Raw genomic sequence first — 26,010 nt, forward strand, 5'->3', positions numbered from 1 at the left:
GGGCCGGCTTCAGCCGGCAGCCCCCGCGCTTCCCGTCAGCGCAGCACGATCTCGGTGGCCGTCGCGGGGGATTTGCCGGAGACCACGAAGCCGGAGACGTTGGCGTCCGGGTGCTTGATGATGTCGGTGATCGACCCCAGATGCCGCGACAGGTCCACCTTGTCTTCGGGCGCGGCCAGCAGCAGCTGGAAGCCGAATTCCTGCAGCGCGTTGATGCCGGCCCCGGCATATTCCGAGTTGGCCTGGATGAAGGCCTCGTCGATCATGACCGTCCCGTAGCTGCTGTAGCCCTGGCTGGCGATGCCGAGCTGGTAGGCCAGCGCGGCGCCCATGATGAACGAGGTGAAGCGCTGGCCTTCGCCGCCGGAGAGCGTGCCCGGCTCCAGGCCGGTCTCGGTCTCGCCGTTCGGCCGGTGTTCGTTGCAGCTGATGGTGACGTGCTGGCGGACGTCCAGGACGGTGTCGCGCCAATGCTGCCGCGCCGGATCGTTCAGCGCCTCGACGATGCGCTCCAGCGCCCGGTAGCTGGCCGACATCTGCTCCGGCGTCTGCTTCACGTAGGCGTTGCCGAGCGCCTCCTTCAGCTGGGTGCGGAAGGTCCGCGCCTCCTCCGGAATGGTGGTCCTGACTTCGATCTTGAGCCGGCTGCCGTGGTCGAACGGCACGTCGGCGAGGATCTGGTTCAGGGGCAGGATCCGCTCCTCGATGGCGCGGCGTTCCTCTTCCAGCAGCTGCAGCAGGTCGGAGAAGCGTTCGTAGGAGCGGTTGTTGAAGTACTCGCGGAACTCGTCCTCGCGCTGCGGCAGGCCTTCGTCAATGATGCTTTCGTAGAGCGCCTCGTACTGCGCGGCGCTTTCGACGCCGGTGCCGAAGGATGCATTCAGGTGCTCGCCGAAGTCGCGGGCGAAGAACTTGAAGGTGTCCGTCAGCGCGGTTTCGGTGCGGTGCAGTTCCTCGCGGAGCGCGGCGGCTTCTTCGTTCAGCTTCAGGTGCGCCGCGTGGAACCGGGCCTCGAGCGCGTCCAGCCCGGCGGCAGCGGCAGGGCCGGCCGGATCCGGCGCCGCTCCGTCGGACGCGGACCGATGGTCTTCCGGCACCGGGGCATAGGCGGCCAGGGCATCGGCGGCCCACCCGGCCGGGGCGTTGGCCGCAGCCTTGGCTTCGGTCTGTTCCCAGGCGGCGCGGGATTCCTCGAACCGCCGGTCCAGGCCCTGCAGCTCATTGCGCTGCACCGCCAGCCGGCCGACGCAGGCCTCCAGTTCTGCCTTGACCGCCTTGAGTTCGGCATGGATGCCGGCGAGGGTTGCGCTGCTGTCCACGGTTTCGCGGAGCCGATCCTGCAGCGTTGCCAGCGCGGCGCGCAGCGGCGAGGCATCGACGGCGGCAAACTCCCGCCGGTCAGCGGCCACGTGCTGCAGGGCCTCCAGCCGGCCGGAGAGGGCGTCCTTGGCCTTGCTGCGTTCGTCGGCGAGCTCCGCGGCGTCCTCCTGCTCCTGCCGGATGCCCTCGGCCTGCGCCTGGAGCTGGGCGATCTTCTCCGTGTTGTTGAAGCCGAGCAGGTAGTCGCCGGGGTTGACGGTGCGGGTGTCCCGCTCAAAGGCGCTGCGGCCGAGTTTCAGGGTGCCGGCCAGGCTGATGGCCTTGTCCTCGTCATGCAGGCCCTCGTCCGATTCGACGCAGGTGAAGGCGTAGTCGGCGGTGATTTTGCCCCGCAGCCAGGCACCGGCGTCGGAGTTCTTGAATTCCAGCTTGGTGACCAGGTCCGCCGGGCCGGCGGTGGCCGGACGCGGCTCCGAGGCGATGTTGATCCAGCGCAGCTTGCCGTGCGCCTGCAGCCCGTCGATGGCGCGCGTGACCGCGCGGAGGTGCTCGCCGCGGACCAGCAGCGTGGTGGCCAGCGAACGCAGCGCCTTCTCCGCCGCGGGACGCCATGCCAAGTGTTCCGGCCCGATGTCCACGAGCTCGCCGGCAAACGGCATGTCTTCGGCGGCGATACCGGTGGCGGCGCTGATCTGCCGTCGGGCCGCCGCGCTGGCGCCGTCGATATTGCTCCCGCGCCGCTGGTAGGAGGCGATCTCCGCCCGCAGTTTCTTCTCCCGGTCCTTGGCGTTGATGCTCGCCGCGACGGCTTCGTACTCCAGCGTCCGTGCGGCCTTGGCCTCCTCGGCGAGGGAATCGACGGTCCGCGCGGCCTCCTCCCGGGCCGCAGCCAGACCCGCCGCGGACCACTCAAGCCCCAGTCCGGCGTCGTCCATCTCCCGCCGAACCTGCGATTCGATCCGTTCGCGCTGCTCCAGCTCCACACCGGCGGCGCGGATGTCCCGCTCCAGCGACTCGATCGCGCGGCCGCCGTGGCTGGCATGGCGCTCCTCGAGCGAGACGACCTGTTCTTCCAGGCTCTCCTTCCTGGCGGCCTCGGCCTCGATCTGCGCCGCCGTTTCCGCGCGCTGCCCCTCCAGCTTCTTCGTCCCGGCCGCCAGCACCGCCGCGGCCTGCTGCTGCCGCAGCAGCGGCAGCTGGACGGTGGCCAGCTCGGTGTTGCGCCCGAGCAGCCCGGTCAGTTCCCGGTACCGGCGGTGCTGCTCCGGCACCTTGGCCAGGGCGTCGCGCTGCCCGCGGGCGTCCTCCAGCTGGCGGTAGATCCCGCGCAGATGGCTGAAGTCCTCCGCCGCGCCCGCCGCCGCGGCGAGGGTCGACGGGATGTCCAGCACTTCGTAGCGGAAGAACCTGTTCACACCCTTGTCGAGGCCCTTGCCGTTCTGCAGCGTGCGGAGCAGGCTGAAGGCCTTGTCATTGTCGATGCCGAGCCGGCGGCGGAACCGCTCGGCGAACGCCTTGTGGACGTCGAAGGCTTCGCAGCCGGGCAGGGCCGCCTGGAGGGAGGTGGGGGAGAAGCGGCGCCCGCCGTGGTTTTCCAGGGCGGCGGTGTCGAGCGGGCGGTTGTGGATGACGTAGTGCTTGCCGACCTGGCCCTCGAGACCGTTGGCCGGCAGGTCGAACAGTGCCGCGATGCTCACCTGGCGGCCCAGGCCGTCGTCGTACACCAGGGCGATGGCCGACCACGTGGCGCCCGGGCGCTGGTAGGTGACCCCGGCGTTGGTCTTGGCCTTGCGTCCGCGCATGTAGCTGTACGTGGTGCGCCGGTCCTGCCGGTTGCTGGCCTCGTTCGCGGACTCGTTCAGGCGCGGTGCCGCATAGAAGATGTGCTGGATGCCGTCGAACAGGGTGGACTTGCCCACGCCGGGATGGCCGGTCAGCAGGGTGCCGGCGCGGTCGACGTACATCGAGTGCCGCCCGTGGAACGTGCCCCAGTTGATCACCTGGATGCTGCTCAGCCGGTACTGGCCCGGATTGATCTCTTCGCCCAACGGCAGGGTCTGCGCGATGCTCACAGCTCGTCATCCTCTTCTTCGGCCGCAGCCATCAGGTCGGTCTCGTCCGCCGCGGCGCCGGCCGCGTCGTCATCGTCGGGGTCGCCATCCCCATCGGCGGGCAGGGTCCCGGCACTCCGGGTCAGCGCTTCCAGGTAGGGCGGGATTTCGTCGATGTGGTCGAACGGCAGCGCCATGGCCAGCGCGTTGCTGACCCGGTAGACGCCCTCCAGCTCCGTCGGCAGGAGCAGCCGCAGGGACAGGAGCCGGTGGATCGAGGCGTCGGTGAGTTCCTCCAGCCGCTTGTCGTCGGCCGAGCCGGGCTGCCGGTGCTCCTCGAGGATCTCGCGCGCTCCGGCCCGGGAGATGGTGGCATCCGTCCCGGAACCGGCGTGCCGGTCCAGCAGCAGGCGCAGCCGCAGCGCCAGCAGGGTCTCCTCGCGGCGCAGCGGCTTGCGCGGCTGGATTGCGGTGGTATGGACGGCGTCCACCTCCGCCGGGGCGAGCATGGCAATCTTGCGCTCCGGGTCGAGGCTCAGGACCAGGAAGATCTCGCAGAAGTAGTCGGCGATGGCGCTGCGGTTGTCGAGGATAGTGCTCCAGAGCCGCGGCTCGGCCACGCCGTCGATGTACGGCCCCCGCAGCAACCGCACGATCGCCTGCCGCAGCGCCAAAGCGAAGGCGCCGGTATCGCCGTCGAAAAGCTGCCGCTCCGCGCGGTAGCCGTTCTCGACGTCGGGTGTGAGGTCAGTGGCGGTCATGCGGATTCCTTCGTGAACGTGATGAGCGGCAGGTAGGCCTTACGGCTGGCGCCGCCGAGCTCGGTGAACTCGACCTCTTCGAAGCGGTCGCCGGAGATGTCCTGCCCGGTGTTGCGCGCGGTGAGCACCAGTCCGCGGACGGTGTTGATATGCCGGTGGCCTGCCGGCAGCCGGTCCAGCACCGCCCCGAGTGTGGCCCGGCCGCCCGGTCCGGCCGTCGTCGCCTCCGCCACCGCCGCCTTGATGGCGGCGAAGTCCCCCTTCGGGGTTGCGGGGGTCCGCTGGATGTCCTCCTCGCCCAGCTGCGGCGGGTCCGCCAGCTTGGGCGGCGGAACATGGTCATCGGGATTGAACAGCCCGATCCCGGCGAGGGTCTCGAACTCCGGGGCGAACAGGTGGAGCCGGGCGACCGGCGTGCGGGTGCGCAGCGCGGGGGAGCGGGCGACCGAGAGTTCGGCGGCCCGGATCGCCCGGCGCAGCAGCATCGACTCGCGGAACTCGTCGCTCTGGACGTAAGTGTGCAGGCTCTCCGACAGCCGGCCGTAGATCGCGTGCACCTCGGAGGCCTGCCGGCGCAGCTCGCGGACCAGGTTCGCGAGCGTGTGGCGCTCGTCCGCGGCCAGCTCTTCGACGAACTCCCGCTCCAGCACCTCGCGCACGGCCTGCCGGAAGCGTGCCTGCTGCTGCGGATCGTTGAGGAATTCGGTGAAGCCGCGGAACGTCTCGCCCTCGGCGGTGCTGCGCAGCTGCCGGTCACCTTCCAGGACCTGTCCGACGGCGACACCTTTGGCCACGCTCGATTCCATGATTTCCTGCCGGATCGCGTGCAGCATCCGCTCGACGCCGTCGCGCATCCGCTTGAAGTCCGCCGGCAGGCTGGAAGCGAGGTCCAGGATGCTGCGCGCGGCCGCCACGGCCGTGTCGTGCGGGAGCACGTCGGGCTCCGCGCCGGCTTCCAGCGCGCGGATCTGGGCCTGGCGCTCTTCGATTTCCGCCTCGAGCTGCCGGATCCGGGCGTCCGCATCGGGGTCGGTTTCGTGGGCGAGCGACTCGATGCTCGTCAGCAGCGTATTGAGCCGCGACGAGTTCAGGTTGGTGCGCTCCCGGGTCAGGCCGTCGATGAAGTTCAGCACGCGCTGCGTGGAAGCGGTCGGTTCATAGACGAACTGGCCGTCGATCATGGGGCGCGCCAGGAACTGCTGGCGGACCCACGAGTCCGCGTAGTTCGACGCCTGCCACTGTTCGTTCAGGCTCAGGTGCTCCTCGCGCAGTTCCGCGATGAAGGCGGCCAGCGCCGCGTGGAACTCCTCCATGCCTATCCGCGGCCGGTTCGCGGTGAATTCGGACCGGAAGAAGGCGACTGTCCAGGGGGCGGCCGACAGCAGCTTCCACGCGGGAGAGAGCTTGAACTCCTTCTGGGCATGCCAGTTGGCGACGGCTTGCTGAGTGGAACGCATCAAGAACTTTCTGCCAGCCGCTTAGCTGCGGTGGGACTCTGGCTAAGGTGGGACCCGACCATCGATCTTAATCGATGCAGCGCCGGTCCTCCTATCCGGCGCCCGCTGTCCTGTGGCGCGCCGCCGTTCCCTGCCTCTTGACTTTCCCCGCGCGCGAAGAGGCCGACGCGCGGGCCGGGAAGAGTGTGACGGCGCGAACTTCAGGGCCGGGGAATAGACCTGGTCCGGGCTGGCGTTTATGATGTTTGCCTGTGCTTTACTGATTGAGATATGCCGATCACTCCGGCAGGCTCCGGTTCCGCCTCATATTCTTCTCTCGTTCCTTAAGGAAATACTGTGCCTGAAAACAAATCGACCCTTGCGTCCGGGCAGGCACCGCCGCAGCCGCCCCAGGGGCCCGCTGAATCCTCCGCCGTCGTGGACAGGCTGTCCCCGCGCGACCGCTCGGTGATCACGCTGCTCCTGGTTTCCGCGTTCGTGGTAATCCTCAACGAGACCATCATGGGTGTGGCGCTGCCGCGCCTGATGGAGGACCTGGACATCACGGCCGGCGCGGCGCAGTGGCTGACTACCGCCTTCATGCTGACCATGGCGGTGGTGATCCCGGTGACGGGCTTCCTGCTCCAGCGCTTCAACACCCGCCCGGTCTTCGCCGCCGCGATGAGCCTGTTCAGCCTGGGCACCCTGATATCCGCACTGGCACCGGGCTTCGAGGTCCTGCTCGCGGGCCGGGTGGTCCAGGCGACCGGAACCGCGATCATGATGCCCCTGCTGATGACTACGGTGATGACGCTCGTGCCGCCGTCGTCCCGTGGAAAGGTCATGGGCAACATCTCGATCGTCATTTCCGTGGCTCCGGCCATCGGCCCGACGATTTCCGGTTTCATCCTCAGCATCCTCGACTGGCGCTGGATGTTCTGGCTGGTGCTGCCGATCGCCCTGGCCGCCCTGACCATGGGGCTGCTGCGCATCCAGAACGTCACCGAGCCCAAGCACAAGCCGATCGACGTGCTGTCCGTGGTCCTATCGGCCTTCGCCTTCGGCGGCCTGATCTACGGACTAAGCCAGCTGGGTGAAGCGGCGCACGGCGGGGGAACGGTACCGGCGTGGCTGCCGCTCGTCGTCGGGGGTGTGGCGCTGCTGCTCTTCGTGCTCCGGCAGCGCCGGCTGCAGCGCACGGACGGGGCACTGCTGGACCTGCGCACCTTCGCCTCGCGCTCCTTCACGATCTCCATCCTGACGGTCGTCGTGCTCATGATGGCGCTGTTCGGCATGATCATCGTGCTGCCGATCTACCTGCAGTCGGTCCTCGGGTTGGATCCGCTGGCCACGGGTGCACTGCTGCTGCCCGGCGGCCTGGTCATGGGCCTGCTCGGGCCCGTGGTCGGACGGATCTACGACGCCCGCGGCGCCCGCATCCTCGTGCTGCCCGGCACGGTCCTGGTGAGCCTGGTCTTCTGGGGCCTGGCGATGATGAATGAGACGACGCCGGTGTTCCTGGTCCTGGTCGCGCATGTGTGCCTGAGCGTGGGCCTGGGGCTGACGTTCACGCCGCTGCTGACCTCGGCGCTGGCCTCGCTGCGTCCGGAACTGTACTCGCACGGCTCCGCGGTGGTCGGGACGGTGCAGCAGCTTGCCGGTGCCGCCGGCACGGCGCTGTTCATCTCGGTAATGACGCTGCAGTCGGCAGCGCTCGCGCTCGCGGGGGCGGGAGAACAGCAGGCCCTGGCCGGAGGCATCCATGCGGCCTTCCTCTGCGGCGCCGTGATCTCCGTCCTGGGCGTCGTCGCCGGCTTCTTCGTCAGGCAGCCGCAGGCGGCCGCGGCGTCGGAAGCAGGCGTGCCGGTCCACTGACAGGTAGGCTGGTCAACGATGCGCCGTTACTCAGCCCTGATCCTCGTGCCCCTTGCCCTCCTTGCTACCGGCTGCAGCGCCGTTGAGGATGCCGCCTCCGACGCCGCCAACCAAGCGGTCGACGACATCACCAACGCGGCCGTCCAGGAAGTGACAAACCAGATCTGCGGTGTGCTGGACGACGGCGCAGTCAGCGCGTCCGAGCAGCAGTTCCTGGCCGGCCTGGTCTCGGCCGCCGAGTCGGCGGGAGCGCCGGAGTCCGTGACCGGGCCGCTCAACCAGGTCGCCCGGGCCGGCGACGAGGTTCCCGCGGAGGCCGTCCGGCAGCTGAGCGCCGGCTGCTCGGGCTCCTCGCAGAACGCGGAGGAGTCCGGCAACTCGGATAACTCCGGGAACGCTGAAGAGGCGGAGAACGGCGGGAACTAGGTCAGCCGTTCCGGTATGGCCGGTCCGGGCCGGATCAAACGGTTTCGCATCCCCCTGGGTGCGTTTAATCCGCCCCGTCAGCCGAGCTGGTCCAGCCGCTTCCGCGCCCGGTAGGCCTCGGCCTGGAGCTTGCCGAGGCCTGCCTCGGCTTCCTCATGGACACCCTGGGCAATATCAGCCTCCCGGTCCGCGGCGGCGATTTCCTTGTCCAGCTCGCGCATCCGCTCCTTGAGCTCCGCCAGGTCCCCGGCCAGCTCTTCCCGCCGTGCCTCTACGTCCTGCAGCCGATGCTGCGCCTTCTCCGCGTCCGCCTCGGCCTTGGCCACCCGCTTCTCGGCCCGCTCCAGTTCCGCGCGGGCCTGCTGCGAAGCACGCGCCGCTTCTTCGGCCTTCCGCTGCTCGGCGCGCTCTGCCCGGTCGGCTCGCCGTTTCCCGGCGGGGGCCGGTTCCTCGACCACCTTGGGCCGGGTGGATTTCGCCGGCCGCCCGGTCCGTGCCGAACGCACGGAGGGCAGCGGTCCTGCCACGGCGCCGTCGAGCTCCACCGGCTCCAGCCCGCTGGCGGTCAATGACCTGACAAGCCGGCCGCTGGCTACCGCGGCGGCCGCGTCGGCATCCGTCATCGCCGCCCGCAGCGTCTGCTCTGCCTCGTCGCCGATCGCCGTGCTGACCGGATGCCCGAGTTCCCCGGCGAGTGAACGCCCCTCCTTCACCACGGCGGCCAGCAACTGGTGACGCTGCCGGCTGAGTTCCTTCAGCTGCCGCGGATCCAGCTCCTCCTGCGCCTCGCGGAGCGCCGCCCCCAGTTCCAGTACCTGGTCCGTTTCCTCGCGCCGCCGCGAGACCAGCATGTTGACCAGCCACGCCGCCGCGGACGGTTTGGGCAGTGCCCTGACCTGCTTGGCCAGTTCCTTCTCGCCGGCCGCGCCGACTTCCTTCGCTTTCGCGTTCCGCGCCGCCGTGAACTCGTCGGGCATCAGCGCGTAGAGTTCGACGGCGATGGTCACGAGGTCCACGGACCTCACCTTACCCGCGGGGCAGGCCGGGGGCGTTGCAATCGACGCGGCTGGGAGTAAGTTGGCTCGTGCCGGATACGGCAATGGCAGCCGGCGGCTCCCGGGTGGCCGGCACGATCCAAAGGGGAACCTGGCCATGGCGACTTGCGATACCTGCGGCAACACCTATGACAAGACGTTCACCATAACAAAGGGCGAGGAGACCAAGACCTTCGACAGTTTCGAATGTGCCGTGCAGGCCATGGCACCGACCTGCGCCCACTGCAGCTGCCGGATCCTGGGCCACGGTGTCGAAGCCGGCGGGCAGATCTACTGCTGCGCCCACTGCGCGCGCGAATCAGGGCATACCGACCTGGCCGACCGGGCGTAGGCCCGGGGCACAGCTAGCGGCCGGGACGGATGAACCCGGACTCGTAGGCGGCGATGACGGCCTGCGTCCGGTCCCGCACGCCCAGCTTGGCCAGGATGGAGCCGACGTGGCTCTTGACCGTCTCTACCCCGAGGAACAGGAGGCCGGCGATTTCCTGGTTGCTGCTTTCCTCGGCCACCTGCCGCAGGACTTCGGCCTCGCGGACGCTCAGCCCCGCCCGCGACACGAGGTCCTGCCCGGCGGCCTGTCCGCCCGGTCCGGCTGCCTGTCCCCGGTGCTGCCTCTCGGCCACGAGTTCCCTTAGCTTGGCCGGAAAGACGATGGATTCGCCCGCCGCGACGGCCCGCACGGTGCGGATGAGCTCCTCGGGGCGGGCACGCTTGAGCAGGAAGCCGTCGGCACCGGCCTTGAGGGCGTCGTAGACATAGTCGTCGCTCTCGAACGTGGTCAGGATCAGGATCCGCGGGATCCGGCTGAGCCGTCCCGGGTTCGCGACGAGCCGCGCGGTGGCTTCGATGCCGTCCATCACCGGCATCCGGACGTCCATCATGACGACATCCGGCTCCAGCTGCCGGACCTGGGTCCAGACCTCGGCCCCGTCGCCTGCTTCGCCCACGACGGCCAGGTCCTCCTCTAGGGACAGGATGGCGGACAATCCGGAGCGGATCAGGGGCTCGTCGTCGGCGAGCAGGATGCGGATCGGCTCACTCATGCTGGTCACTCCTGTCGGCGGAATCCGCCCCTCGCCGGGCGGCCGCGGCGGCGGCACCGGGATTCCGGGTGATGGGAAGGACGACGTCGAGGATCCATGTCCGGCCCGCCACAGCGGCGTGCGCGGTACCGCCGACCAGCCGGGCGCGTTCGCGAATGCCGTCCAGGCCGCGGCCCCCGGCGGAGGCAGCCGGGGGAGCGCCCGGAACAGCCGGCCGGGGCGAGGTGGCGGCGCCCGGGACCGCAGCCTCCGGTGCCGGCGCAGAACCGGCAGCCGCTCCCACAACTTCAGCCCGCGCGGCGACGGGGTTGCTGAGCCGGACCAGCAGAGTGCCGGCCTCGGTGCGGATCCGGAGCCGGGCCCGTGTCGGACATGCGTATTTCAGGGCGTTGGTCAGGCCCTCCTGCAGGATCCGGAGCGCGGCGGCGGAGACGTCCCGGGGAAGTCGGGTGAGCCCCTCGCCGTCGTCATCATGTTCCACCTCCAGGCCCTGGCCGGCGAAACCGGCGAGCACGCGCGGGAGCTCCTCAAGGCCGGCGGCGGGTTCCTCCGGGACGGGCGACCGGAGGATGCCGATGACGCGGTCCAGTTCGGCGAGGGCTGCCCGGCCGGTCTCGGCGGCGGCCTGCATTGCGCGCGCCGCCGCCGCGGGATCCCGTGCCAGCAGGCCCTGGGCGGCCGTGGCCTGCAACGTGGTTACGGTCAGCGCATGCCCGACGGAATCGTGCAGCTCCCGGGCCAGACCGTTCCGCCTCGCCTCGTCCCGGGCGAGGGCCTCGTCCAGGACGGCCAGTTCCGCGGGGCTCGGCCCGAGCAGGCCGCGGGCCCAGTGCGGCAGGGCACTGCCGGTCAACACCGTGAACACCAGCACGGCCAGTCCCAGTCCGGCGGCCCAGAGGGCGGCCGTCGTCGTATCCGCAAAGGGGACGACGGCGGCGGCCACCTCCGCGACGGCCTGTCGCCGTCCGGCGAGCCAGGAGAAGGTGATCGACAGAAGCACGGGGCCGGCCACCACCAGGGCGAGCAGCAGCAGGGATCCGGACAGCAGGTGGACCAGGTACCAGGCCGCGCCGCGCCAGCGCCGGCCGAAGGCTGGCCTGCTTGGCCGGCCAGCCGGAGCGGATACGTCCGGAAGGCCGGGCAGGTCCACCGCCAGCAGCTCCCGTACTGCCGTGCGCTCGAGTTCACGCGTCACGGGCAGCAGCGCGGGGACGGCCAGGAGGGTGCAGAGGATCGCGAAGGCGAACGACGCCAGGCCGGCACTCACCGCCGCCAGCTGCGTGGCCCAGATGAACACCGCGAAATACGGCACGGCCAGCAGGGCACCGATCATCATGAACACAAAGTGCCTGAAGATCAGCCCCGCCCGCCGTGCCATGGGGCGGCCCGACTCGGTCATGGCCCTATTCTTGCCTATCCCGCCGACAGGATGAGCCCGCACGCGGCTAGCCTTGGCCCCGCACCGGGTCAGCCTCCGCGTCCGCAGCGGAGGCAGCCGGTGCGCCGCTTCAGGTAGTAGGCCAGCGTGGCAGCCGCCAGCAGCGGGCCCCACACGACCCAGAGCAGGGTGGGCGCGCCAGTGGCCCAGTTGACCGCATCGAACGGAATTCCGGTGGAGATTCCCGAGGTGAAGATCCTCAAATAGGCGGCTCCGGCCGGGACTACCACGACGGAGACCAGGCCGGCCGGAATGACCGCGAGCAGGATCGGCACCCGGCGTCCGCCTAGCCAGGGGATCCAGCGGGGAAAGACGGAACCCCAGCGGCAAAGGAGCCCGAGCGTCAGGAGCGTGCCAAGCAGCGCCATCGAGGCCAGGGCGAGGCCTGCGTAGACCATGCCGGTCTCCTGCATCATGGCCAGGACCTCCGGGCTGATCCCCAGCGGGATCCCGGCCGCCCACGCGAACCGTGTGGCTCCGTAGACCGCGGGAATCGCAGCGGCGGCTATGGTCACGGGCGTGCCCCGTCGGCGGGTGGCGGCGGCGAACCGGCCGCCGCCGCCATTGCGGCCGCAGCGCAGGCACGCGCCGGAGGACTTCCGAAGGCTGGCGGCCGCGGTCATGGTCCAGAGCGCCACCCCGGCCAGCAGCACGAGCTGGTGCCCGACGATCGGCCAGCCGTAGTTTTCCGGCAGGGCAGCAGGATCGGTGAGCGCGAGCACCAGCAGGAAGGGAACATAACCCAGCATGGTCAGGATGCGGGTGTCCACGGCGAGCAGCAGGACCGCGGCCGCATAGAGGAGGGCAAACGCCACGGCGGCGCCTGCCAGCAGCCGGCGCGGGCGCCGGCGCACGTGGACCGCCAGCGCCAGCAGTCCGCCGAGCACGGCGCCCGCGGGCAGCAGGTACATGAGCACCTCGCCGAGCGGACCGTTCAGCGGGGCCAATTCCACGGGTACGGCGGGGTCGGCGAGCGGCAGCTTCCGGCCGGGAAGAACGACGGCGAAGGCGGCGGCGGCGTAGATGAGCGCGGCTACGGCGGTGAGCAGCGGCGCGGCGGAAACCGGTCCGCCCTCCCGTAGGCGGGACGGCTGGGGTGCGGCGGCCGGAACGCTATCCGACGGCGGCAGGGGACCGGGGGATGGTGCGGGTGAAGTAGTCATGGCTTCAGTCTGGCCAGGCCCGCCGCGCCGGAGATCCCCCGGACGGGCGGACCGGGTCCCCCGGAAGAGGGAATTCCGGGCTCCGGGGGTTAAAAGGAGCAGCTCCGCCGGAACGAATCCGACGGAGCTGCTCCGTGATCCCGGGACGGCCTATGGGGGAAGGGCCGGCCCGGAAGCCTAAGTTTTAGCGAGCGGTGTAGTAGCCGTCGACGCTCATCCAGCTGGTCGGGTGGACCAGGGTGCCGTCGCCCGGGTTCAGGGCGCTGACCATCTTGCCGCCGCCGAGGTAGATGCCGATGTGGCTTCCGCCGTTCTGCGACACCAGGTCACCCGGCTTCGGGTTGCTGGTCGGGGTCAGGAAAGCGGCCTGGGCCGCGGCGGTGCGGGGCAGCTTGATCCCGGCCTGGGCGTAGACCCACTTGGTGAAGCCGGAGCAGTCCCAGCCGGCCGGGGTGGTGCCGCCCCAGACGTAGGGGCTGCCGACCATCGACTTGGCGATGCCGGCAATGCCGGAGGTGGACGAAGCCGGGCTGATCTCGGCGCTGGCCAGGGAGACGTTCATGCTGCCGGCCGGGGCGGCCTGGACCTGCGGGGCCGGAGCCTCGGCAGCGGGGGCCTCTGCGGCGGGGGCGGGGGCGGCGTCGGCGGCGGCACCGGAGAGGGCGATGACGTCACCCGGGTAGATGATGGAATCCATGCCCAGGCCGTTCGCAGCGAAGACGTCTTCCAGGGCCACGCCGTGCTGGCTGGCGATGGCACCGAGGGTATCGCCCGGCTTCACGGTGTGGGAGGAAGCGGCGGACTGTGCAACTGCGGCCACGGCCTCGGAGGCGGCGGCTTCGGCGGCACCGGCCGGCGCCACGTAGGCGGCGGCGTGGTCCGGGGCCTCGCCGGCGGCGTTGGCAGCGGGCATGCCCGCACCGAGCATCAGGCCGGCACCGGCGGTGACAACGGCGGCGCCGCGGCCGACCTTGCCTGCGTTGGCCGAAACGGACTTGGTGGCCTCGCTGATGAGGAAGTTGCGGGCCGGGGTGGCGCGGTGGCGCGCCGAATTGTTCGTGAACACAGTTGTGCCTCTCCCAATGCCTACGAGGTGAGCTGTCGGGTTCGGATGGGAGTCACCCGGCCGTGGAGCAGTACGGAACGTACTCCTCGGCTTAACCCCAAGGGCTTCGTGGAAGCCCGAAAAACTTGGGTCCCCCGCCTCTGCCAGCGGTAACTGAACGGGCTCGAATTGTGGTGGCAGAGTTAGGCAATCCACTCGAGCTGGCCGGGTAGGGGCCCGACGCTTCGACAACACTACATAACGGTTTGGTAACCACCAACTCGAATCCGGGCAGATGTGGACAACTTCACATTCGGATTCTGTTCATCCACAGTTGGGAATTGATCGAGCAAATCCGGCCTGACTAGGACGGATGTACCCTCCGGGACGACGCCCAAAAGGGGGGTATTAAGACCGTAGAAAAATTTGAGATTGTCCGTTTCCACGAGGTCGGGGTCGGACGGCCAGCAGCCGATCACGAGACCGCCCACGCGCAGCTTCCTGGTGCCTAGGGCCTCGAGCGTCAGCAGCGTGTGGTTGAGCGTACCCAGGCCGCTGCGGGCGACGACGATGGTGGCCGAGTTGTCCGGGAAGCGCGCCGCCAGGTCCGCCAGGGTATGCCCCTCGCCGTCCAGCTCGACCAGCAGGCCGCCGGCGCCTTCGACCAGTACATGGGCGGCCGTTTCAGCCTCGGCCCGGATGTGCCGGACGTGGTCGTCCAGGCCGGGCAGGACCGCTCCCTCCCGGCGCGCGGCTGCGGGCGGGGCCATCGGGTGCAGCAGCCGGACGCCTTCGGAGACCCGGTCCACGCCGGAGAGTTCGCGGACCTCATCGATGTCTCCGGGCTCATCCGGAGCCACGCCGGTCTGCGCCGGCTTGTAGACCGCCACTGGCCCCTTCCGGTGGCCGGACAGCGCGGAGGCAAGCGCCGCCGTCGTCCTGGTCTTGCCCACGCCGGTGTCCGTGCCGGTGACGAAAATGATGCGTGGCAGCCCGCGGATTCCGGGGGCGGTGTCCGCTTCGAGGGGCTGTGGGCCGGGCTGTGTAGGGGTGGTCATGGGAAATCGGGCTCCTGCCGGACGACGACGGTATGGGGGCTCTGGAAGGACAGCAGGCGCAGCCACGCGGGGTCCGGTCCGTGCAGCCGCACCTCGGGCAGGGCACGGGCCGTCTCCTCGAGGACCAGCACGGTTTCCAGCTCGGCAAGCTTCGCGCCGAGGCACCGGTGCAGCCCGTGGCCGAAGGCCAGCGAGTAGGCCGTGGCGCCGGTGTCGGGCCCGTGGTGGCCGCTGAGTTCCAGCACGATCTCCGCTCCGGCGGGCAGCACGGTGCCGCCCAGCGTCGTGGCACGGGCGGCGGCGCGGCGCCAGGTGTGGACCGATGATTCGGTCGCGAGCACTTGCCGAACGAAGTCCCGGCCGGAACCGCCCGCCGCGAGCAGCCGCCACCGGTCCCGGTGCTGCAGCGTGCGGTAGAGCGCGGTGGCGATCAGCTGGGCCGTGGTCTCCTGCCCGGCGATGACCAGGAAGTAGCCCAGCGAGCAGATTTCGGCTTGCTTGAGGCCCGCGCGGTCCAGCACCCCGAACAGTGTGTCCGTGCCCCGCGCGGCGGCAACTTCGCCGCGCAGCCAGGTGTAGAACTCGGCTGCGCTCCCGGCCAGGGCCGGCTGGCGGTCGGCATCGGGCCAGCCCCAGAACAGCTCCAGCGAGTCGCGGCTCCACCGCTTCAGTGTGTCCAGGTCCGGCAGGCTGGTGCCGATCAGCTCCGCCATCACCACCGGCGGGACGTGCTTGGCGACCATGTCCGCCAGGTCGACCGGCCCGCCGTGCAGCGCCGCCGCGGCCTCCGCGCAGCGCTTTGCCGCCAGCTCGCGCACCCGGGGAGTGACGGCAGCGACCTTCGCGGGGGTGAAGAAGCCGGCGACCAGGCGGCGTACGCGCAGGTGCGCCTCGCCGGTCGCGGATGCAAGCACCGGCGGCAGCGCGAAGCGGGCGCGGCTGAGGATGCGCAGTGCTGCCGGGGTCAGGGGAACGACGGCGGTGAGCGCGTTCGTCGGGAGGAAATCTTCCGTGCGGCCCATGACCTCCCGGACCTGCGCCGGTTCGGTGACGACATGGAAGTTCATCGGATGGCCTGGGCGGTTTGGACCGCAGGCGCCAGCCGGCTCGCGACCAGCTCCGCGGCCCGGCGGGTCTGAGCGGCCGTGAGGTCTGCGCGGGCGGTCAGCCGCACCCGGGAGATGCCGTCCGGCACGCTCGGCGGCCGGAAGCAGCCCACCAGCACGCCCTCCGCCTCCAGCTCCTCCGCGATCGCGGCGGCGCGCCCGGGGCGGCCGACGGGGACCGACTGCACGGCGCCCGCGGCTTGGGCGACGCCGCAGGTCTGTGCCAGGACCGCGGCATTCGAGAGGACCCGTCCCGCCAGCTGCGGTTCGGCCGCGACGATCCGGCACGCCTCCGCCGCGGCCGCCGCCGCGGCCGGGGCCAGCCCGGTGTCGAAGATGAAGCTGCGGGCCGTGTTGACCAGGTGCCCGCGGAGAGCCAAGGAGCCCAGCACGGCGCCGCCCTGCGCGCCGAGCGCCTTGGACAGCGTCGCCGTGATCACCACGTGCTCGGCTCCGGCCAGCCCTGCGGCATGCACCGCGCCGCGGCCGCCGCCGGCGACTCCTATCCCGTGCGCCTCGTCGACCACCAGCAGGGCGTCGTGCTCCGCGCAGAGCCGGGCCGTTTCGGCCAGGTCCGCGGCGTCGCCGAGCACCGAGTAGATGGACTCGACAACGACGACGGCGCGCGGCTGCGTGCGCGCGGCCAGCATGGCGTGCAGGGCGGCGAGGTCCCCGTGCGGGAAGGCCTGGACAGGTGAACGCGAGAGCCGGGCCGCATCGATCAGCGAGGCGTGGCTGTGCTCGTCGCTGAGCAGCAGCGTCCCCGGGCCGCCGAGGGCCGTCAGCACACCGAGGTTCGCGGCGTAGCCGCTGGAGAAGGCGAGGGCGGCGGGCTGTCCGGCCAGCCGGCACAGTTCGGCCTCGAGCTCGCCGTGGACGGGCAGGGTCCCGGTGACCACGCGGGAGGCCCGGGCGCCGGTGCCGTAGCGGTCGATGGCCCGGGCCGCCGCAGCCTTCAGCCGCGGCTCGGTCGAGAGGCCCAGGTAGTCGTTGGAGGCGAGGTCGAGCACCGGGCGCGCGGTGCGCCGGCCGGCCTCGGGCGCAGGGCCCGCGGCGCCGGTCCGGACGGCTGTATGCCGGACGATCCCGCGCCGGCTCCGCACCCGGGCCTGGTCCTCCAGCCACCGCTGCATGGCGCCCATCAGCCGTGCACCTCCGCGATGGCGCCGGTGATGCCAGCGCCGATGGCGGCGACATCCGCCGTGGAAGAGACGTAGGGCGGCATGGTGTAGACCAGGTCCCGGAACGGACGGACCCAGACGCCGCGTTCCAGCGCGGCCCGAGTGAGCGCGGGGACGTTCACAGGCCGGTCCAGCTGTACTACGCCGACGGCGCCGAGCACACGCACCTCACGCACGGATCCCAGCGCGGAGGCCGGGGCCAGCGAGGCGGCCAGCCCGCGTTCGATCCCGCGCACCTGCTGCCGCCACCCGTTGGCCTCCAGCAGGTCCAGCGAGGCGGAGGCGACGGCGCAGGCCAGCGGATTCCCCATGAAGGTCGGCCCGTGCAGCAGCGCCCGGAACTCCGAGTTCGTGATGGCCGAGGCGACCCGGCCGGAGCAGAGCACGGCCGCCAGCGTGAGGTAGCCGCCGGTCAGCGCCTTGCCCACGCACATGATGTCCGGTGCGACCCCGGCCCACTCCGCAGCGAAAAGCCGGCCCGTGCGGCCGAAGCCGGTGGCGATCTCGTCGAAGACCAGCAGCAGGCCGTGCTCGTCCGCCACCCGCCGCGCCGCGCGCAGGCATTCCGGCGCGTAGGTGAACATCCCGCCGGCGCCCTGCAGCACCGGCTCCACGATGATTGCTGCGAGCCCGCCAGCCTGCCGGGCGACGGTCTCCTCGAGCGCGGCGATCCAGCCCGCCACCTCCGCCGCATCGGCGACCAGTTCGCCGTCGTTATTCAACCGCGCCGCGGGCGGGCGCGGCAGGAACTCCTGCCGCGCCACCAGGCCGGGGAAGGCCGAATGCATGCCGTCCACCGGATCACAGACGCTCATGGCCGCGAAGGTGTCGCCGTGGTAGCCCCCGCGCAGCGCGAGGAAACGCTGCCGCTCCGGCCGCCCCGTCGCCGCCTGGTACTGGACGGCCAGCTTGAGCGCCACCTCCACGGAGACCGAGCCGGAGTCGGCGAGGAACACGTGTTCCAGCGGCTGCGGCGCGAGCCGGACCAACTGCTCGGCCAGCCGCACCGCGGGCTCGTGCGTGAGCCCGCCGAACATGACATGGCTGAACCGCTCCGCCTGGTGCCGCAGCGCCTCGTCTAGCGCCGGGTTCCGGTAGCCGTGGATCATGGACCACCATGAGCTCATCGCGTCGACGGCGTCGAAGCGCTCGCCGTCCGCCGCCTCCAGCTGCAGCCGCACGCCGCCGGCCGCCTCGACGGCGTAGGGGGCCGGGCCGTCCAGCGGGGCATAGGGGTGCCAGAGCAGGCCGCGGTCGCGCCGGATCGTGCCGGTGCCGGGCGTACGCCGGCGCGTGGTTTCGGTCCCGGAGCCGGGGGCCGTGCCGGGAGCGACGGCGGCGGGGGAGTGCGGTGCCACGGCGCGCCTAGGCGTTCGGGGCGAGCTGGGTTCCGGCCCCGCGGCGTCGGATCGTGACGCGGCCGGCGGAATCGGCCTCGGCGTCCGCGCCGAGCACCACGAAGCCGTTGTCCGCGATCATCTCGAGGTCGGCCTTCGCCTCCTGCCCCTCGCTGGTCAGGTAGTCGCCGAGGAAGAGCGAGTTGGCCACCTGCAGGGCGAGCGGCTGGAGCGAGCGCAGGTGCATTTCGCGGCCGCCGGCCATGCGCAGTTCCGTGTCCGGGCAGGCGAAGCGGACCAGCGCGAGGATGCGCAGGCAGTGCGCGGGCGTGAGCAGCCAGGTGCCCTCGAGCGGCGTGCCCTCGAAGGGCATCAGGAAGTTGACCGGGATGGAGTCGGCGTCGAGGTCGCGCAGCGCGAACACCGCGTCGATCAGCTCGTCGTCGGACTCGCCCATGCCGACGATCAGGCCGGAGCACGGGGAGAGCCCGGCGCCCTTGGCGTGTTCCACGGTGCGGACCCGGTCGGCGTATTCATGCGTGGTGCAAATGTCCGCGTAGTTGGACTCGCTGGTGTTGAGGTTGTGGTTGTAGGCGTCGACGCCGGCGGACTTGAGCCGGTCCGCCTGGCCGTCTTTGAGGATCCCCAGGCAGGCGCAGACCTCGACCTGCGGGTGCTCGTCCTTCAGGCCCTCAACCATGCTGGCCACCCGGTCCACGTCCCGGTCCGTGGGGCCCTTGCCGCTGGCCACGAGGCAGACGCGGGAGGCGCCGGCGCGGATCCCGGTCGCCGCCTGCTCCGCCGCTTCCTCCGGCTTCAGCCACGTGTACTTGAGGATCTGGGCCGCCGACCCCAGCCGCTGCGAACAATAGGTGCAGTCCTCCGGGCAGAGGCCGGACTTCAGGTTGACCAGGTAGTTCACCTTGACGGTGTTGGCGAAGTGGGCGCGGCGAAGGCGGCCCGCGGCCGTCACCACGTCGAGCAGCTGATCGTCGGTCGAATGCAGGATGGCGAGGGCTTCTTCGCGGCTCAGGAGGCCGCCGCCCAGCTGTTTTGCGGCCAGGTCGCTAAAAGTATTGAACACCGTTCAAGTATCGGAAGGGGCGGAGGCGGTGTCAAGAGAATATTGAACAGCGTTCAAGGGTGCTCCGAATATGACGCGGCATGATGGACTGGAACCTGCCGCTGCGGCGGATACGACCCGAACAGGAGGACCCGATGGCGCTGACCCGCCGGCAGATCGAGGATGCGGCGATGGAGATCCTGCGCAGCTACGGACTGGCTGACCTGTCCATGCGGCGGCTCGCCCGCGACCTCGGCGTGCAGCCCGGGGCGCTGTACTGGCACGTCAAGAACAAGCAGGAGCTGCTGGGCGTGCTGGCCGGGCAGATCCTGGCCGCCGTGCCGGAGCCGGATGCCGGCCGTTTCGACGGGCCGGATGAGCAGGCGTCCGGCGCCGTCGAAACTCCGGATGCCGGGTCCTCCCGCGACGGCCGGGAGCCCGTGCGGCAGCTGGCCCTGGACATCCGCTCGGCCCTGCTGTCGGTGCGGGACGGCGCGGATGTCGTCTCCCTGGCGCAGGCGATGACCCCCGAGGCGCTCCCGGCCATCAGCACCCTGCGCCGGCTGCTCGAGCGCCGTGGGCTGAGCGCGCAGCACGCGGCTTGGGGCGCGCGCACGCTGACCCACTGCATCCTGGGCTCGGTGGCGGAGGAACAGACGCACGCCGACCTCGCCGCCGCCGGCCTGCTGCCGGAAGCGGCGGAGCGGAACAACGACGACGAGGCGTTCCTTTTCGGGGTGGACACCGTCCTGGCGGGGCTGGGGCTGGCCGCCCGGGCCTGAGCCGCTACGCCGTGGGCGGGTTGACTGGGAGGGCGACGCGCTTCGAACTGCCAACCCTATTCAGGCCCCGTGGTCGGGCTAAGGCCTTTCGGCCCGGCCAGGATGAGAGGCGGGTCCTAGCGCGGGGTTTCCTCGATATCCGGCCCCTCGGCCGCCTCCTGCGAATGCGGATGCGGTACCTGCACCGCCTGCTCCGCCTCGCCCTCTACGGCGTCTTCGCTGTGCCTGCGGTCGAATTCCTGCGGGATTGTTGGTTGTGCCATAGCTGCTGTCCTCCAACAGAAGCGTCCGCCGCACGGGGCGGACTGGTACTTCCACCGTACTCCGGTTACCTCCCGTCGTCCCGGATGGCGGTCTCGCGCAGGTACTGGTCCACTCGCACGTAGGCGTCGCGGGTCAGCGTTTTCCAAAGTTCGACGGCGAGCAGCGGGTCTTCCGCCTCGATCTCCGCCATGGCGTCCGCGGTCAGGACGCTGACCCGGACGGGGCCCACAGCCTTGACGGTGGTTTCCTGCCGGTCGTCGCTGGCCAGGGCGAGTTCGCCGAAGGTCATGCCGGCGCTGAGCGTGCTGATCCGGAGCCGGCCGCCGCCGGGCGCGGGGAGGGAGCTGGCCACCTTGCCGGAGAGGATGAAGTAGACCCCGCCGAAACGCTGGCCCACGCGGCGGATGACGTCGCCGTCGTCGTATTCCCTTGGCTCCATCCGCTCCGCCAGCGCCTTCGCCACCGCGGGGTCCAGCGTTCCGAGGGCGGGGGAATCCGGCACAGCCACCGTTTCCGGAAGGCAGAGCTCGCTGCCGTAGCGGGCGATCAGCCGGTTTTCGGCGTCTTCGACGGCGGCGCGCCGGGTGCCGAACGCGGGTGCGCTACCGGCACCGACCCCGTCGTCCCCGTCGTCCTCGCCGTCGCGACTGCCGCCGCCCAGGCTGCCGGCCAGCACGCCTCCGGGGTCGATGAGCAGCAGCTCGCACCCGGCATCGGCCAGGGCGTCGCGGAGCCGGGGAAACAACTTGGCCGCCACCCGGCCGGTTTCGTCCACCCGCCGCAAATCCAGGATGACCAGCTCCACGTCCGGGCCCTGCGCGCTGACCTCGCGGATGACGGACTCGGTGCCGGCGAAGAGCAGGTCGCCGTTGAGCTCGATGACCCGGGCGCGGTGGCCGTGGGAACGAAGCACCTCGGCGCCCTCGTCGTTGCGCCGGATGCCCGAGGGCGCGGCGGTGATGTCGTAGCTGGCATGGATCGCGGAGCGGCCGGTGCGGGCGGCATGGACGAAGTGCAGCCCGAGGTCGCGCGAGAGCCGCCGGCAGGCGGCGCCGCCGCGGACACTAGTGCCGTGCTCGTCCAGCGGCGGCGCGTAGATCCCCACGCCGACCTGGCCCGGCAGCACCGCGATGATGCCGCCGCCGACCCCGGACTTGGCCGGCATGCCGACCGAGCTCAGCCACGAACCCGCGTCGTCGTACATTCCGCAGGTGGCCATCACGGACAGCACACGCTCCACCACGTCCAGCTCCAGCACCTGCTTCCCGGTCGCCGGGTTGGCGCCGGCGTTGGCCAGCGTGGCGGCGATCATCGCGAGGTCGCGGCAGGTGACCAGGACCGAGCACTGCCGGAAGTAGTCCTCCAGCACCGGGACCGGGTCCTGCTCGAGGATATTGAACTGCCGGAGCAGGTAGCCCATCGCGTAGTTGCGGTAGCCGCTGCGCCGCTCGGACTCGTAGACCCGCGCGCTGTAGTCGAGGTCCCGGCCGGCGAAGTCCGAGTAGGTTTTCAGGATCCGCTCGAACCGGGAGCTTCCACCCCTGCCCTTGACCAGCGAGGCCGCCGCGATGGCGCCGGCGTTGATCATCGCGTTGGCCGGCCTGCCGGTGCCCTCGGCCAGCGACAACTCGTTGAATGCGTCCCCGGAGGGCTCGACGTCGATCTTCTCGTCCACCGCCCCGGCGCCCAGATCGGCCAGCGCCAGCCCGTAGGTCAGCGGCTTCGAGATGGACTGGATGGTGAAGTCCTCGCGCGTGTCGCCGACCTCATAGGCATAGCCGTCCGCCGTGGCCAGGCAGATGCCGAAGCGGTCCGGATCCACGCCGGCGATGCCCGGGATGTTGCTATCCGGCGTGCCGTCCCGGATGCCGGCGATCTCGTCGTGCAGGGCCTGCAGGTACGTCTGGATGGGGGAGTCCATACCGCCAGCCTAGGTGCGCCGCGGCGTGCGGCGCACCGGAGCGGCCTAGTTGGCCAAAGCCGGGTAGTCCGTGTAGCCGGAGGGTCCCTCGGTGTAGAACGTCTGCGGGTCCGGCGTGTTCAGCGGCAGGTCCTCCTGCCAGCGCCGGACCAGATCCGGGTTGGCGAGGGCCGGGCGGCCGACCACGACGCCGTCGGCCAGCCCGTCGTCGAGGATCGAGAGGGCTTCCTCGCGGGTGGTGACCACGCTGAAGCCGGTGTTGACCAGCACCGCGCCGCCGAAGCGGGCGCGCAGGTCCTGGACCAGCGGGCCGGCGGGGTCCTTGTGCAGGATGCTCAGGTAGGCCAGGCCCAGGGGCGCCAGCCGGTCCAGCAGGGCGGCATAGGTGGCGCGGGTTTCCTCCGGGTCGGTCTCCAGCACATCCTGGACGTTGTGCTCGGGCGAGATGCGGATCCCCACGCGGTCCGCGCCGATTTCCTGTACGACGGCGGCGGCTACTTCCGCGACGAGGCGGGCGCGGTTCTCCGGGGAACCCCCGTAGGCGTCGGTCCGCTGGTTGGACGAGGGCGCCAGGAATTCATGCAGAAGGTAGCCGTTGGCGGCGTGCAGCTCCACACCGTCGAGCCCGGCGTCTACGGCGTTCTTGGAGGCCTGCACGAACTCGCCGACGATCCCGGGCAGCTCGTCCATGTCCAAGGCGCGGGGGACGGGGTAGGGCTTCTTGCCCTCATAGGTGTGGGTTTCGCCGTCGATCGCGATGGCGCTGGGTGCCACCACGTCGCGGCCGCCGTTGGTCGCCGGGTGGCTGACCCGGCCGGAATGCATCACCTGCGCGACGATGCGTCCGCCGTCGGCGTGCACCTCCTCGGCGACCCGCCGCCAGCCGGCGATCTGTTCCTCGGTGACCAGCCCGGGCTGGTGCGCGTAGGCCTGGCCGGCGAAGCTCGGGTAGGTCCCCTCGGTCACGATCAGGCCCAGCGAGGCGCGCTGCCGGTAGTGCTCGGCCACCAGCGGGCCGGGCACGCCGTCCGTGCCGGAGCGCAGTCGGGTCAGCGGGGCCATAACGAGGCGGTTCGGCAGGTCGAGGGCGCCGACGGACAGGGGAGTAAAGAGGCTCACGTGGTTTTCCCTTGGTTGCGGATGGCTTGCCTAAGGCAACGGCCTGGCCCCGCCCGGTTATTCCGGCGCCGGTATCCAGCGTCGGATCCGGGCGGGGCGCACCCATGGGAGGAGCGGCCAGCGGGCCCTAGAACCCCTTCGCCACCGCGGCCGCCGCGCGCAGCCAGGCCCGCTGCGTGGCCGGCTGCAGCATCGCGTACCGGATGGGCCCGTTGACCAGCGCCGGATCGTAGGGAATCCGCACTACTTCGCGGACAAACGGGCGGAAGCCCTCCTCGATCCGTTCCGCCTCGATTTTGGCGCGCTTGCGGGCCTCGCCGGCCAGGCCGCGGCCGGCATCCGTGGACTCGGAGACCACCACGACGGCGTTGCGCGCGAGTTTCGCTTCGTGCTCGCCGCGCGACTCGAGTGTCTGCAGGGTCAGCCGTGCCGCCTCCGCGCGGTCCTCCATGGCCGTCACCGGCACCACCAGCTGGTTGCTGTGGTCGATCATCCGCCGCCAGTTGGCCGAGCGCGAGGTGTTGCCGGAGTCCATGACGATCAGCCGGTAGTACTTGCCGGCCACCCGGTGCGCGATGTCGACTTCCTCCGCCGTGACCTCGTGGTCGCCCTCGTCGTCCTCGTCCGAGCGCAGCACGTCGAACTTGTCGGCGGCCTGGTGATGGACATAGTGCGCCAGGTCCGCGGCGTTCGACTCGGGGGAGAGGAGCTTGACGGACGAATCCACCAGGTCCAGCACGCTGGAATTGTGCGGCCCCTGCTCGGTGCGCCAGCCCAGCGTGCCCTGCGACTCGTTGTTGTCCCAGGCCAGCACAGGACCGCCGCCGTAGCGCGCCAGGATTGCGCTCAGCATCACGACGGTGGGGGTTTTGTTCGCCCCGCCCTTGCGGTTGACGACGGCGACCGTCCTCGGCCCGGGCCAGTGCTGGCTGACCATGAGCACATCCTCGCGCTCGGCCAGCTCCTCCCGGGACGGCTCGATCCGCAGGCCCATCCGCGAGAGCACCCCGCGCCAGCCCTTCGTCGCCGGCTCCTGCGTGGAACCGGTCACCAGGAAGGACGTCTCGCGCAGGTCGCGGCGGCGCGCCGGGGGAGCGGACGGGATGGCAGCGGCCTGGACCTGGGCCGGGACCGCAGCCTCCGGGGCCCGGGAAGGCGCCGCCGGCTGGCCGGCCGCCGGTTGCGCGGCCGGCGCGGAGGGCACTGACGAGATCGGATTCGCGGGCCCGGAGGGCGCTGACTGGATCGGTTCGGCCCGCGCGGAAGGCACCGACGAGATCGGTTCGGCGGGAGCGGACAGCGGCCGCGGCGGCTGGGCCGGCTGCGCGGGAGGATTGCCGGACTGGGACTGCCGCAGGGCGCGACGGCTGGCTGGCTGCCCGACGGCCTCAGCCGTCTGGGACTCGGGAACGTGCTTCGTCATCGTCGCTGCCAACCTCCGCAAAGTGAAAGGGTTCACTGCTTATCATCCCCGCGGGCCCGTCCGATCAACAAATACGCCGTTCGGGCGCCGCCGCCGGAGGCCGCCCCTTGACGGGAGCGGGCCGCGTAGGCTGGGCCGGTGGTCAATTTCACGCTGAAGCAGCTGCAGTACTTCGTCGCCGTCGCGGACCACGGATCCATCTCGGCTGCGGCCGCTGCCAGCCACATCTCGCAGGCGGCGATGTCGCAGGCGCTGACGGATCTGGAGCGGGCCGTCGGCTCGCAGCTGGTGGTCCGCCAGCGGTCCCGCGGCATTTCGCTGACCGGCGTCGGACAGCAGTTCCTGCGGGACGCCCGCTCCCTGGTGCGCCACGCGGATGGCGTCCAGGACACCATCGTGGAGCGCCAGCAGGGGCGGTGGGTCCGCTGGCCATCGGCTGCTACACCACGCTCGCCGCCTTCTGGGTTCCGGTGATCAGCGAGAAGTTCATCAAGCCGAACCGCCGGCTCGAGGTCACCTTGGAAGAGGGCGAGGGCAGGGAGCTACAGCAGAAGATGCTGGACGGCTACCTGGACGCGGTGCTGACCCACACCCGGCATCTGCTGCCCGGGGTCGAAGCCCGCACGGTCAAGGAGGGGCGCCCCTATGTGCTGCTCGCCGCGGACCACCCGCTGGCCGGACGCAAGAGCGTGAGGCTGGCCGAACTCGCCGAGGAAGACTTCGTCTCACTGGACATCCCCACGGTCCGCGACAACCAGCTGGTCAACCTCCGGCTGTCCGGCCTGGATCCGAAAATCGCCTGGCGCTCCTCCAGCTTCGAAGCCGTCCGCGGCATGGTCGCGCGGGGACTCGGCTACACCGTGCTGGTCCAGCGCCCGCCGGTCAACACTAGCTACGACGGCCTCCCGCTGGCCACCGTGGAGATCGACGGCCCGGTCGGCCACAGCGACGTCTGCGTCGCCTATTCGTCCACGGCCCGGCCGAGCCTGCGCCTGCGCGCGTTCCTGGACTTCTGTGCGGATGCAGGCGGGGCGGCCGGCGGCCCGGCAGCCAGGACGACGGCGTAGCGCGCCCTCTCGGGGTCGGCGCGCCAGAGGTGGCACGAGGGACGGTGCGCAGGCACCGCCGTCGTTAGTGCCTGTC

The 26,010-nt window shown here is 70.9% G+C and carries 23 protein-coding genes and 1 riboswitch; of the genes, 6 read left to right on the forward strand and 17 right to left on the reverse strand.

Features of this window, described 5'->3' with window-relative positions; genetic code table 11:
- Positions 1-35 precede the first annotated feature (35 nt).
- From WFH44_RS03960 to WFH44_RS03970, 3 genes are read right to left on the reverse strand one after another with little or no spacing between them, the layout of a single operon-like run.
- Positions 36-3,392, reverse strand: a complete 3,357-nt coding sequence (locus WFH44_RS03960; RefSeq protein WP_336711960.1) for an ATP-binding protein — start codon at positions 3,390-3,392, stop codon at positions 36-38.
- Complete coding sequence (locus WFH44_RS03965) at positions 3,389-4,132, reverse strand: DUF4194 domain-containing protein (protein ID WP_336711963.1); 744 nt, start codon at positions 4,130-4,132, stop codon at positions 3,389-3,391. The genes WFH44_RS03960 and WFH44_RS03965 overlap by 4 nt, the downstream gene beginning before the upstream one ends.
- A complete protein-coding gene (locus WFH44_RS03970) occupies positions 4,129-5,589 on the reverse strand; it encodes a DUF3375 domain-containing protein (protein ID WP_336711964.1) in 1,461 nt (486 codons plus the stop codon). The genes WFH44_RS03965 and WFH44_RS03970 overlap by 4 nt, the downstream gene beginning before the upstream one ends.
- Before the next feature lie 336 nt (positions 5,590-5,925).
- On the opposite strand from WFH44_RS03970, the gene WFH44_RS03975 reads away from it, so the two are divergent.
- Positions 5,926-7,443, forward strand: coding sequence for an MDR family MFS transporter (locus tag WFH44_RS03975; protein WP_336711967.1), 1,518 nt, complete (start codon positions 5,926-5,928; stop codon positions 7,441-7,443).
- An 18-nt stretch (positions 7,444-7,461) separates the two neighbouring features.
- Complete coding sequence (locus WFH44_RS03980; RefSeq protein ID WP_336711970.1) at positions 7,462-7,869, forward strand: hypothetical protein; 408 nt, start codon at positions 7,462-7,464, stop codon at positions 7,867-7,869.
- A 77-nt stretch (positions 7,870-7,946) separates the two neighbouring features.
- Here WFH44_RS03980 and WFH44_RS03985 read toward each other — a convergent pair whose 3' ends face one another.
- Positions 7,947-8,885 carry a transposase gene (locus WFH44_RS03985; RefSeq protein ID WP_336711972.1) on the reverse strand — a complete coding sequence of 313 codons (939 nt, stop codon included), beginning with the start codon at positions 8,883-8,885 and terminating at the stop codon, positions 7,947-7,949.
- A gap of 136 nt (positions 8,886-9,021) precedes the next feature.
- Here WFH44_RS03985 and WFH44_RS03990 point away from each other — a divergent pair, with 136 nt between their 5' ends.
- Positions 9,022-9,255, forward strand: coding sequence for a hypothetical protein (locus WFH44_RS03990; RefSeq protein WP_336711973.1), 234 nt, complete (start codon positions 9,022-9,024; stop codon positions 9,253-9,255).
- Between the two features lie 13 nt (positions 9,256-9,268).
- Here the strand turns inward: WFH44_RS03990 and WFH44_RS03995 are convergent, their stop codons facing one another.
- The 9 genes from WFH44_RS03995 to bioB all read right to left on the reverse strand — a co-directional run bounded on the left by WFH44_RS03995 (position 9,269) and on the right by bioB (position 19,379).
- Positions 9,269-9,967, reverse strand: a complete 699-nt coding sequence (locus WFH44_RS03995) for a response regulator transcription factor (protein ID WP_336711974.1) — start codon at positions 9,965-9,967, stop codon at positions 9,269-9,271.
- The gene (locus WFH44_RS04000) at positions 9,960-11,366 is read right to left on the reverse strand and encodes a sensor histidine kinase (protein WP_336711976.1); all 1,407 of its coding nucleotides are present in this window, start codon (positions 11,364-11,366) and stop codon (positions 9,960-9,962) included. The genes WFH44_RS03995 and WFH44_RS04000 overlap by 8 nt, the downstream gene beginning before the upstream one ends.
- 68 nt (positions 11,367-11,434) lie before the next feature.
- Complete coding sequence (locus WFH44_RS04005) at positions 11,435-12,568, reverse strand: hypothetical protein (RefSeq protein ID WP_336711977.1); 1,134 nt, start codon at positions 12,566-12,568, stop codon at positions 11,435-11,437.
- A 184-nt stretch (positions 12,569-12,752) separates the two neighbouring features.
- A complete protein-coding gene (locus WFH44_RS04010; RefSeq protein WP_336711978.1) occupies positions 12,753-13,634 on the reverse strand; it encodes a C40 family peptidase in 882 nt (293 codons plus the stop codon).
- Positions 13,635-13,637: 3 nt separating this feature from the next.
- A riboswitch (cyclic di-AMP (ydaO/yuaA leader) is annotated at positions 13,638-13,808 on the reverse strand.
- Between the two features lie 59 nt (positions 13,809-13,867).
- Complete coding sequence (bioD, locus tag WFH44_RS04015; RefSeq protein WP_336711980.1) at positions 13,868-14,671, reverse strand: dethiobiotin synthase; 804 nt, start codon at positions 14,669-14,671, stop codon at positions 13,868-13,870.
- Positions 14,668-15,738, reverse strand: coding sequence for a cytochrome P450 (locus tag WFH44_RS04020; RefSeq protein ID WP_336711982.1), 1,071 nt, complete (start codon positions 15,736-15,738; stop codon positions 14,668-14,670). The genes bioD and WFH44_RS04020 overlap by 4 nt, the downstream gene beginning before the upstream one ends.
- Positions 15,735-16,919 carry an aminotransferase class I/II-fold pyridoxal phosphate-dependent enzyme gene (locus WFH44_RS04025; RefSeq protein ID WP_442892864.1) on the reverse strand — a complete coding sequence of 395 codons (1,185 nt, stop codon included), beginning with the start codon at positions 16,917-16,919 and terminating at the stop codon, positions 15,735-15,737. The genes WFH44_RS04020 and WFH44_RS04025 overlap by 4 nt, the downstream gene beginning before the upstream one ends.
- Positions 16,919-18,223 (reverse strand): adenosylmethionine--8-amino-7-oxononanoate transaminase, encoded by a 1,305-nt coding sequence (locus WFH44_RS04030; protein ID WP_336712888.1) that lies wholly within the window; start codon positions 18,221-18,223, stop codon positions 16,919-16,921. The genes WFH44_RS04025 and WFH44_RS04030 overlap by 1 nt, the downstream gene beginning before the upstream one ends.
- A 100-nt stretch (positions 18,224-18,323) precedes the next feature.
- Positions 18,324-19,379: a biotin synthase BioB gene (gene bioB, locus WFH44_RS04035; RefSeq protein ID WP_336711983.1), complete on the reverse strand. Its 1,056-nt coding sequence runs from the start codon at positions 19,377-19,379 to the stop codon at positions 18,324-18,326.
- Positions 19,380-19,459: 80 nt separating this feature from the next.
- Between bioB and WFH44_RS04040 the strand changes: the two genes are divergently transcribed.
- A complete protein-coding gene (locus tag WFH44_RS04040; protein WP_336711985.1) occupies positions 19,460-20,140 on the forward strand; it encodes a TetR/AcrR family transcriptional regulator C-terminal domain-containing protein in 681 nt (226 codons plus the stop codon).
- 116 nt (positions 20,141-20,256) lie between these two features.
- Here WFH44_RS04040 and WFH44_RS04045 read toward each other — a convergent pair whose 3' ends face one another.
- From WFH44_RS04045 to WFH44_RS04060, 4 genes are all read right to left on the reverse strand, one after another.
- On the reverse strand, positions 20,257-20,403 hold the full coding sequence (locus tag WFH44_RS04045; protein ID WP_336711987.1) for a hypothetical protein: 147 nt from the start codon (positions 20,401-20,403) through the stop codon (positions 20,257-20,259).
- A gap of 65 nt (positions 20,404-20,468) precedes the next feature.
- Positions 20,469-22,325 (reverse strand): glutaminase A, encoded by a 1,857-nt coding sequence (glsA, locus tag WFH44_RS04050; protein ID WP_336711988.1) that lies wholly within the window; start codon positions 22,323-22,325, stop codon positions 20,469-20,471.
- A 45-nt stretch (positions 22,326-22,370) separates the two neighbouring features.
- Positions 22,371-23,444, reverse strand: a complete 1,074-nt coding sequence (locus WFH44_RS04055; RefSeq protein WP_336711989.1) for an alkene reductase — start codon at positions 23,442-23,444, stop codon at positions 22,371-22,373.
- 127 nt (positions 23,445-23,571) lie between these two features.
- Positions 23,572-24,867: a MinD/ParA family ATP-binding protein gene (locus tag WFH44_RS04060; RefSeq protein WP_336711990.1), complete on the reverse strand. Its 1,296-nt coding sequence runs from the start codon at positions 24,865-24,867 to the stop codon at positions 23,572-23,574.
- A 138-nt stretch (positions 24,868-25,005) separates the two neighbouring features.
- On the opposite strand from WFH44_RS04060, the gene WFH44_RS04065 reads away from it, so the two are divergent.
- Positions 25,006-25,341 carry a LysR family transcriptional regulator gene (locus WFH44_RS04065; RefSeq protein WP_336711991.1) on the forward strand — a complete coding sequence of 112 codons (336 nt, stop codon included), beginning with the start codon at positions 25,006-25,008 and terminating at the stop codon, positions 25,339-25,341.
- Positions 25,284-25,934 (forward strand): LysR substrate-binding domain-containing protein, encoded by a 651-nt coding sequence (locus tag WFH44_RS04070; protein WP_336711992.1) that lies wholly within the window; start codon positions 25,284-25,286, stop codon positions 25,932-25,934. Before WFH44_RS04065 ends, WFH44_RS04070 begins: the two co-directional genes overlap by 58 nt.
- Positions 25,935-26,010: the final 76 nt, after the last annotated feature.

It is taken from the genome of Arthrobacter sp. USHLN218 (assembly GCF_037144715.1).
Classification (GTDB): domain Bacteria; phylum Actinomycetota; class Actinomycetes; order Actinomycetales; family Micrococcaceae; genus Crystallibacter.

Excerpts from the sequence above, each read along its gene's own strand:
- WFH44_RS03965 (WP_336711963.1), bottom strand. The coding sequence starts at position 4,132 with ATGACCGCCACTGACCTCACACCCGACGTCGAGAACGGCTACCGCGCG.
- WFH44_RS03970 (WP_336711964.1), bottom strand. The coding sequence starts at position 5,589 with ATGCGTTCCACTCAGCAAGCCGTCGCCAACTGGCATGCCCAGAAGGAG.
- WFH44_RS03980 (WP_336711970.1), top strand. The coding sequence starts at position 7,462 with ATGCGCCGTTACTCAGCCCTGATCCTCGTGCCCCTTGCCCTCCTTGCT.
- WFH44_RS03990 (WP_336711973.1), top strand. The coding sequence starts at position 9,022 with ATGGCGACTTGCGATACCTGCGGCAACACCTATGACAAGACGTTCACC.
- WFH44_RS03995 (WP_336711974.1), bottom strand. The coding sequence starts at position 9,967 with ATGAGTGAGCCGATCCGCATCCTGCTCGCCGACGACGAGCCCCTGATC.
- WFH44_RS04000 (WP_336711976.1), bottom strand. The coding sequence starts at position 11,366 with ATGACCGAGTCGGGCCGCCCCATGGCACGGCGGGCGGGGCTGATCTTC.
- WFH44_RS04005 (WP_336711977.1), bottom strand. The coding sequence starts at position 12,568 with ATGACTACTTCACCCGCACCATCCCCCGGTCCCCTGCCGCCGTCGGAT.
- bioD (WP_336711980.1), bottom strand. The coding sequence starts at position 14,671 with ATGACCACCCCTACACAGCCCGGCCCACAGCCCCTCGAAGCGGACACC.
- WFH44_RS04020 (WP_336711982.1), bottom strand. The coding sequence starts at position 15,738 with ATGAACTTCCATGTCGTCACCGAACCGGCGCAGGTCCGGGAGGTCATG.
- WFH44_RS04025 (WP_442892864.1), bottom strand. The coding sequence starts at position 16,919 with ATGGGCGCCATGCAGCGGTGGCTGGAGGACCAGGCCCGGGTGCGGAGC.
- WFH44_RS04040 (WP_336711985.1), top strand. The coding sequence starts at position 19,460 with ATGATGGACTGGAACCTGCCGCTGCGGCGGATACGACCCGAACAGGAG.
- WFH44_RS04045 (WP_336711987.1), bottom strand. The coding sequence starts at position 20,403 with ATGGCACAACCAACAATCCCGCAGGAATTCGACCGCAGGCACAGCGAA.
- glsA (WP_336711988.1), bottom strand. The coding sequence starts at position 22,325 with ATGGACTCCCCCATCCAGACGTACCTGCAGGCCCTGCACGACGAGATC.
- WFH44_RS04060 (WP_336711990.1), bottom strand. The coding sequence starts at position 24,867 with ATGACGAAGCACGTTCCCGAGTCCCAGACGGCTGAGGCCGTCGGGCAG.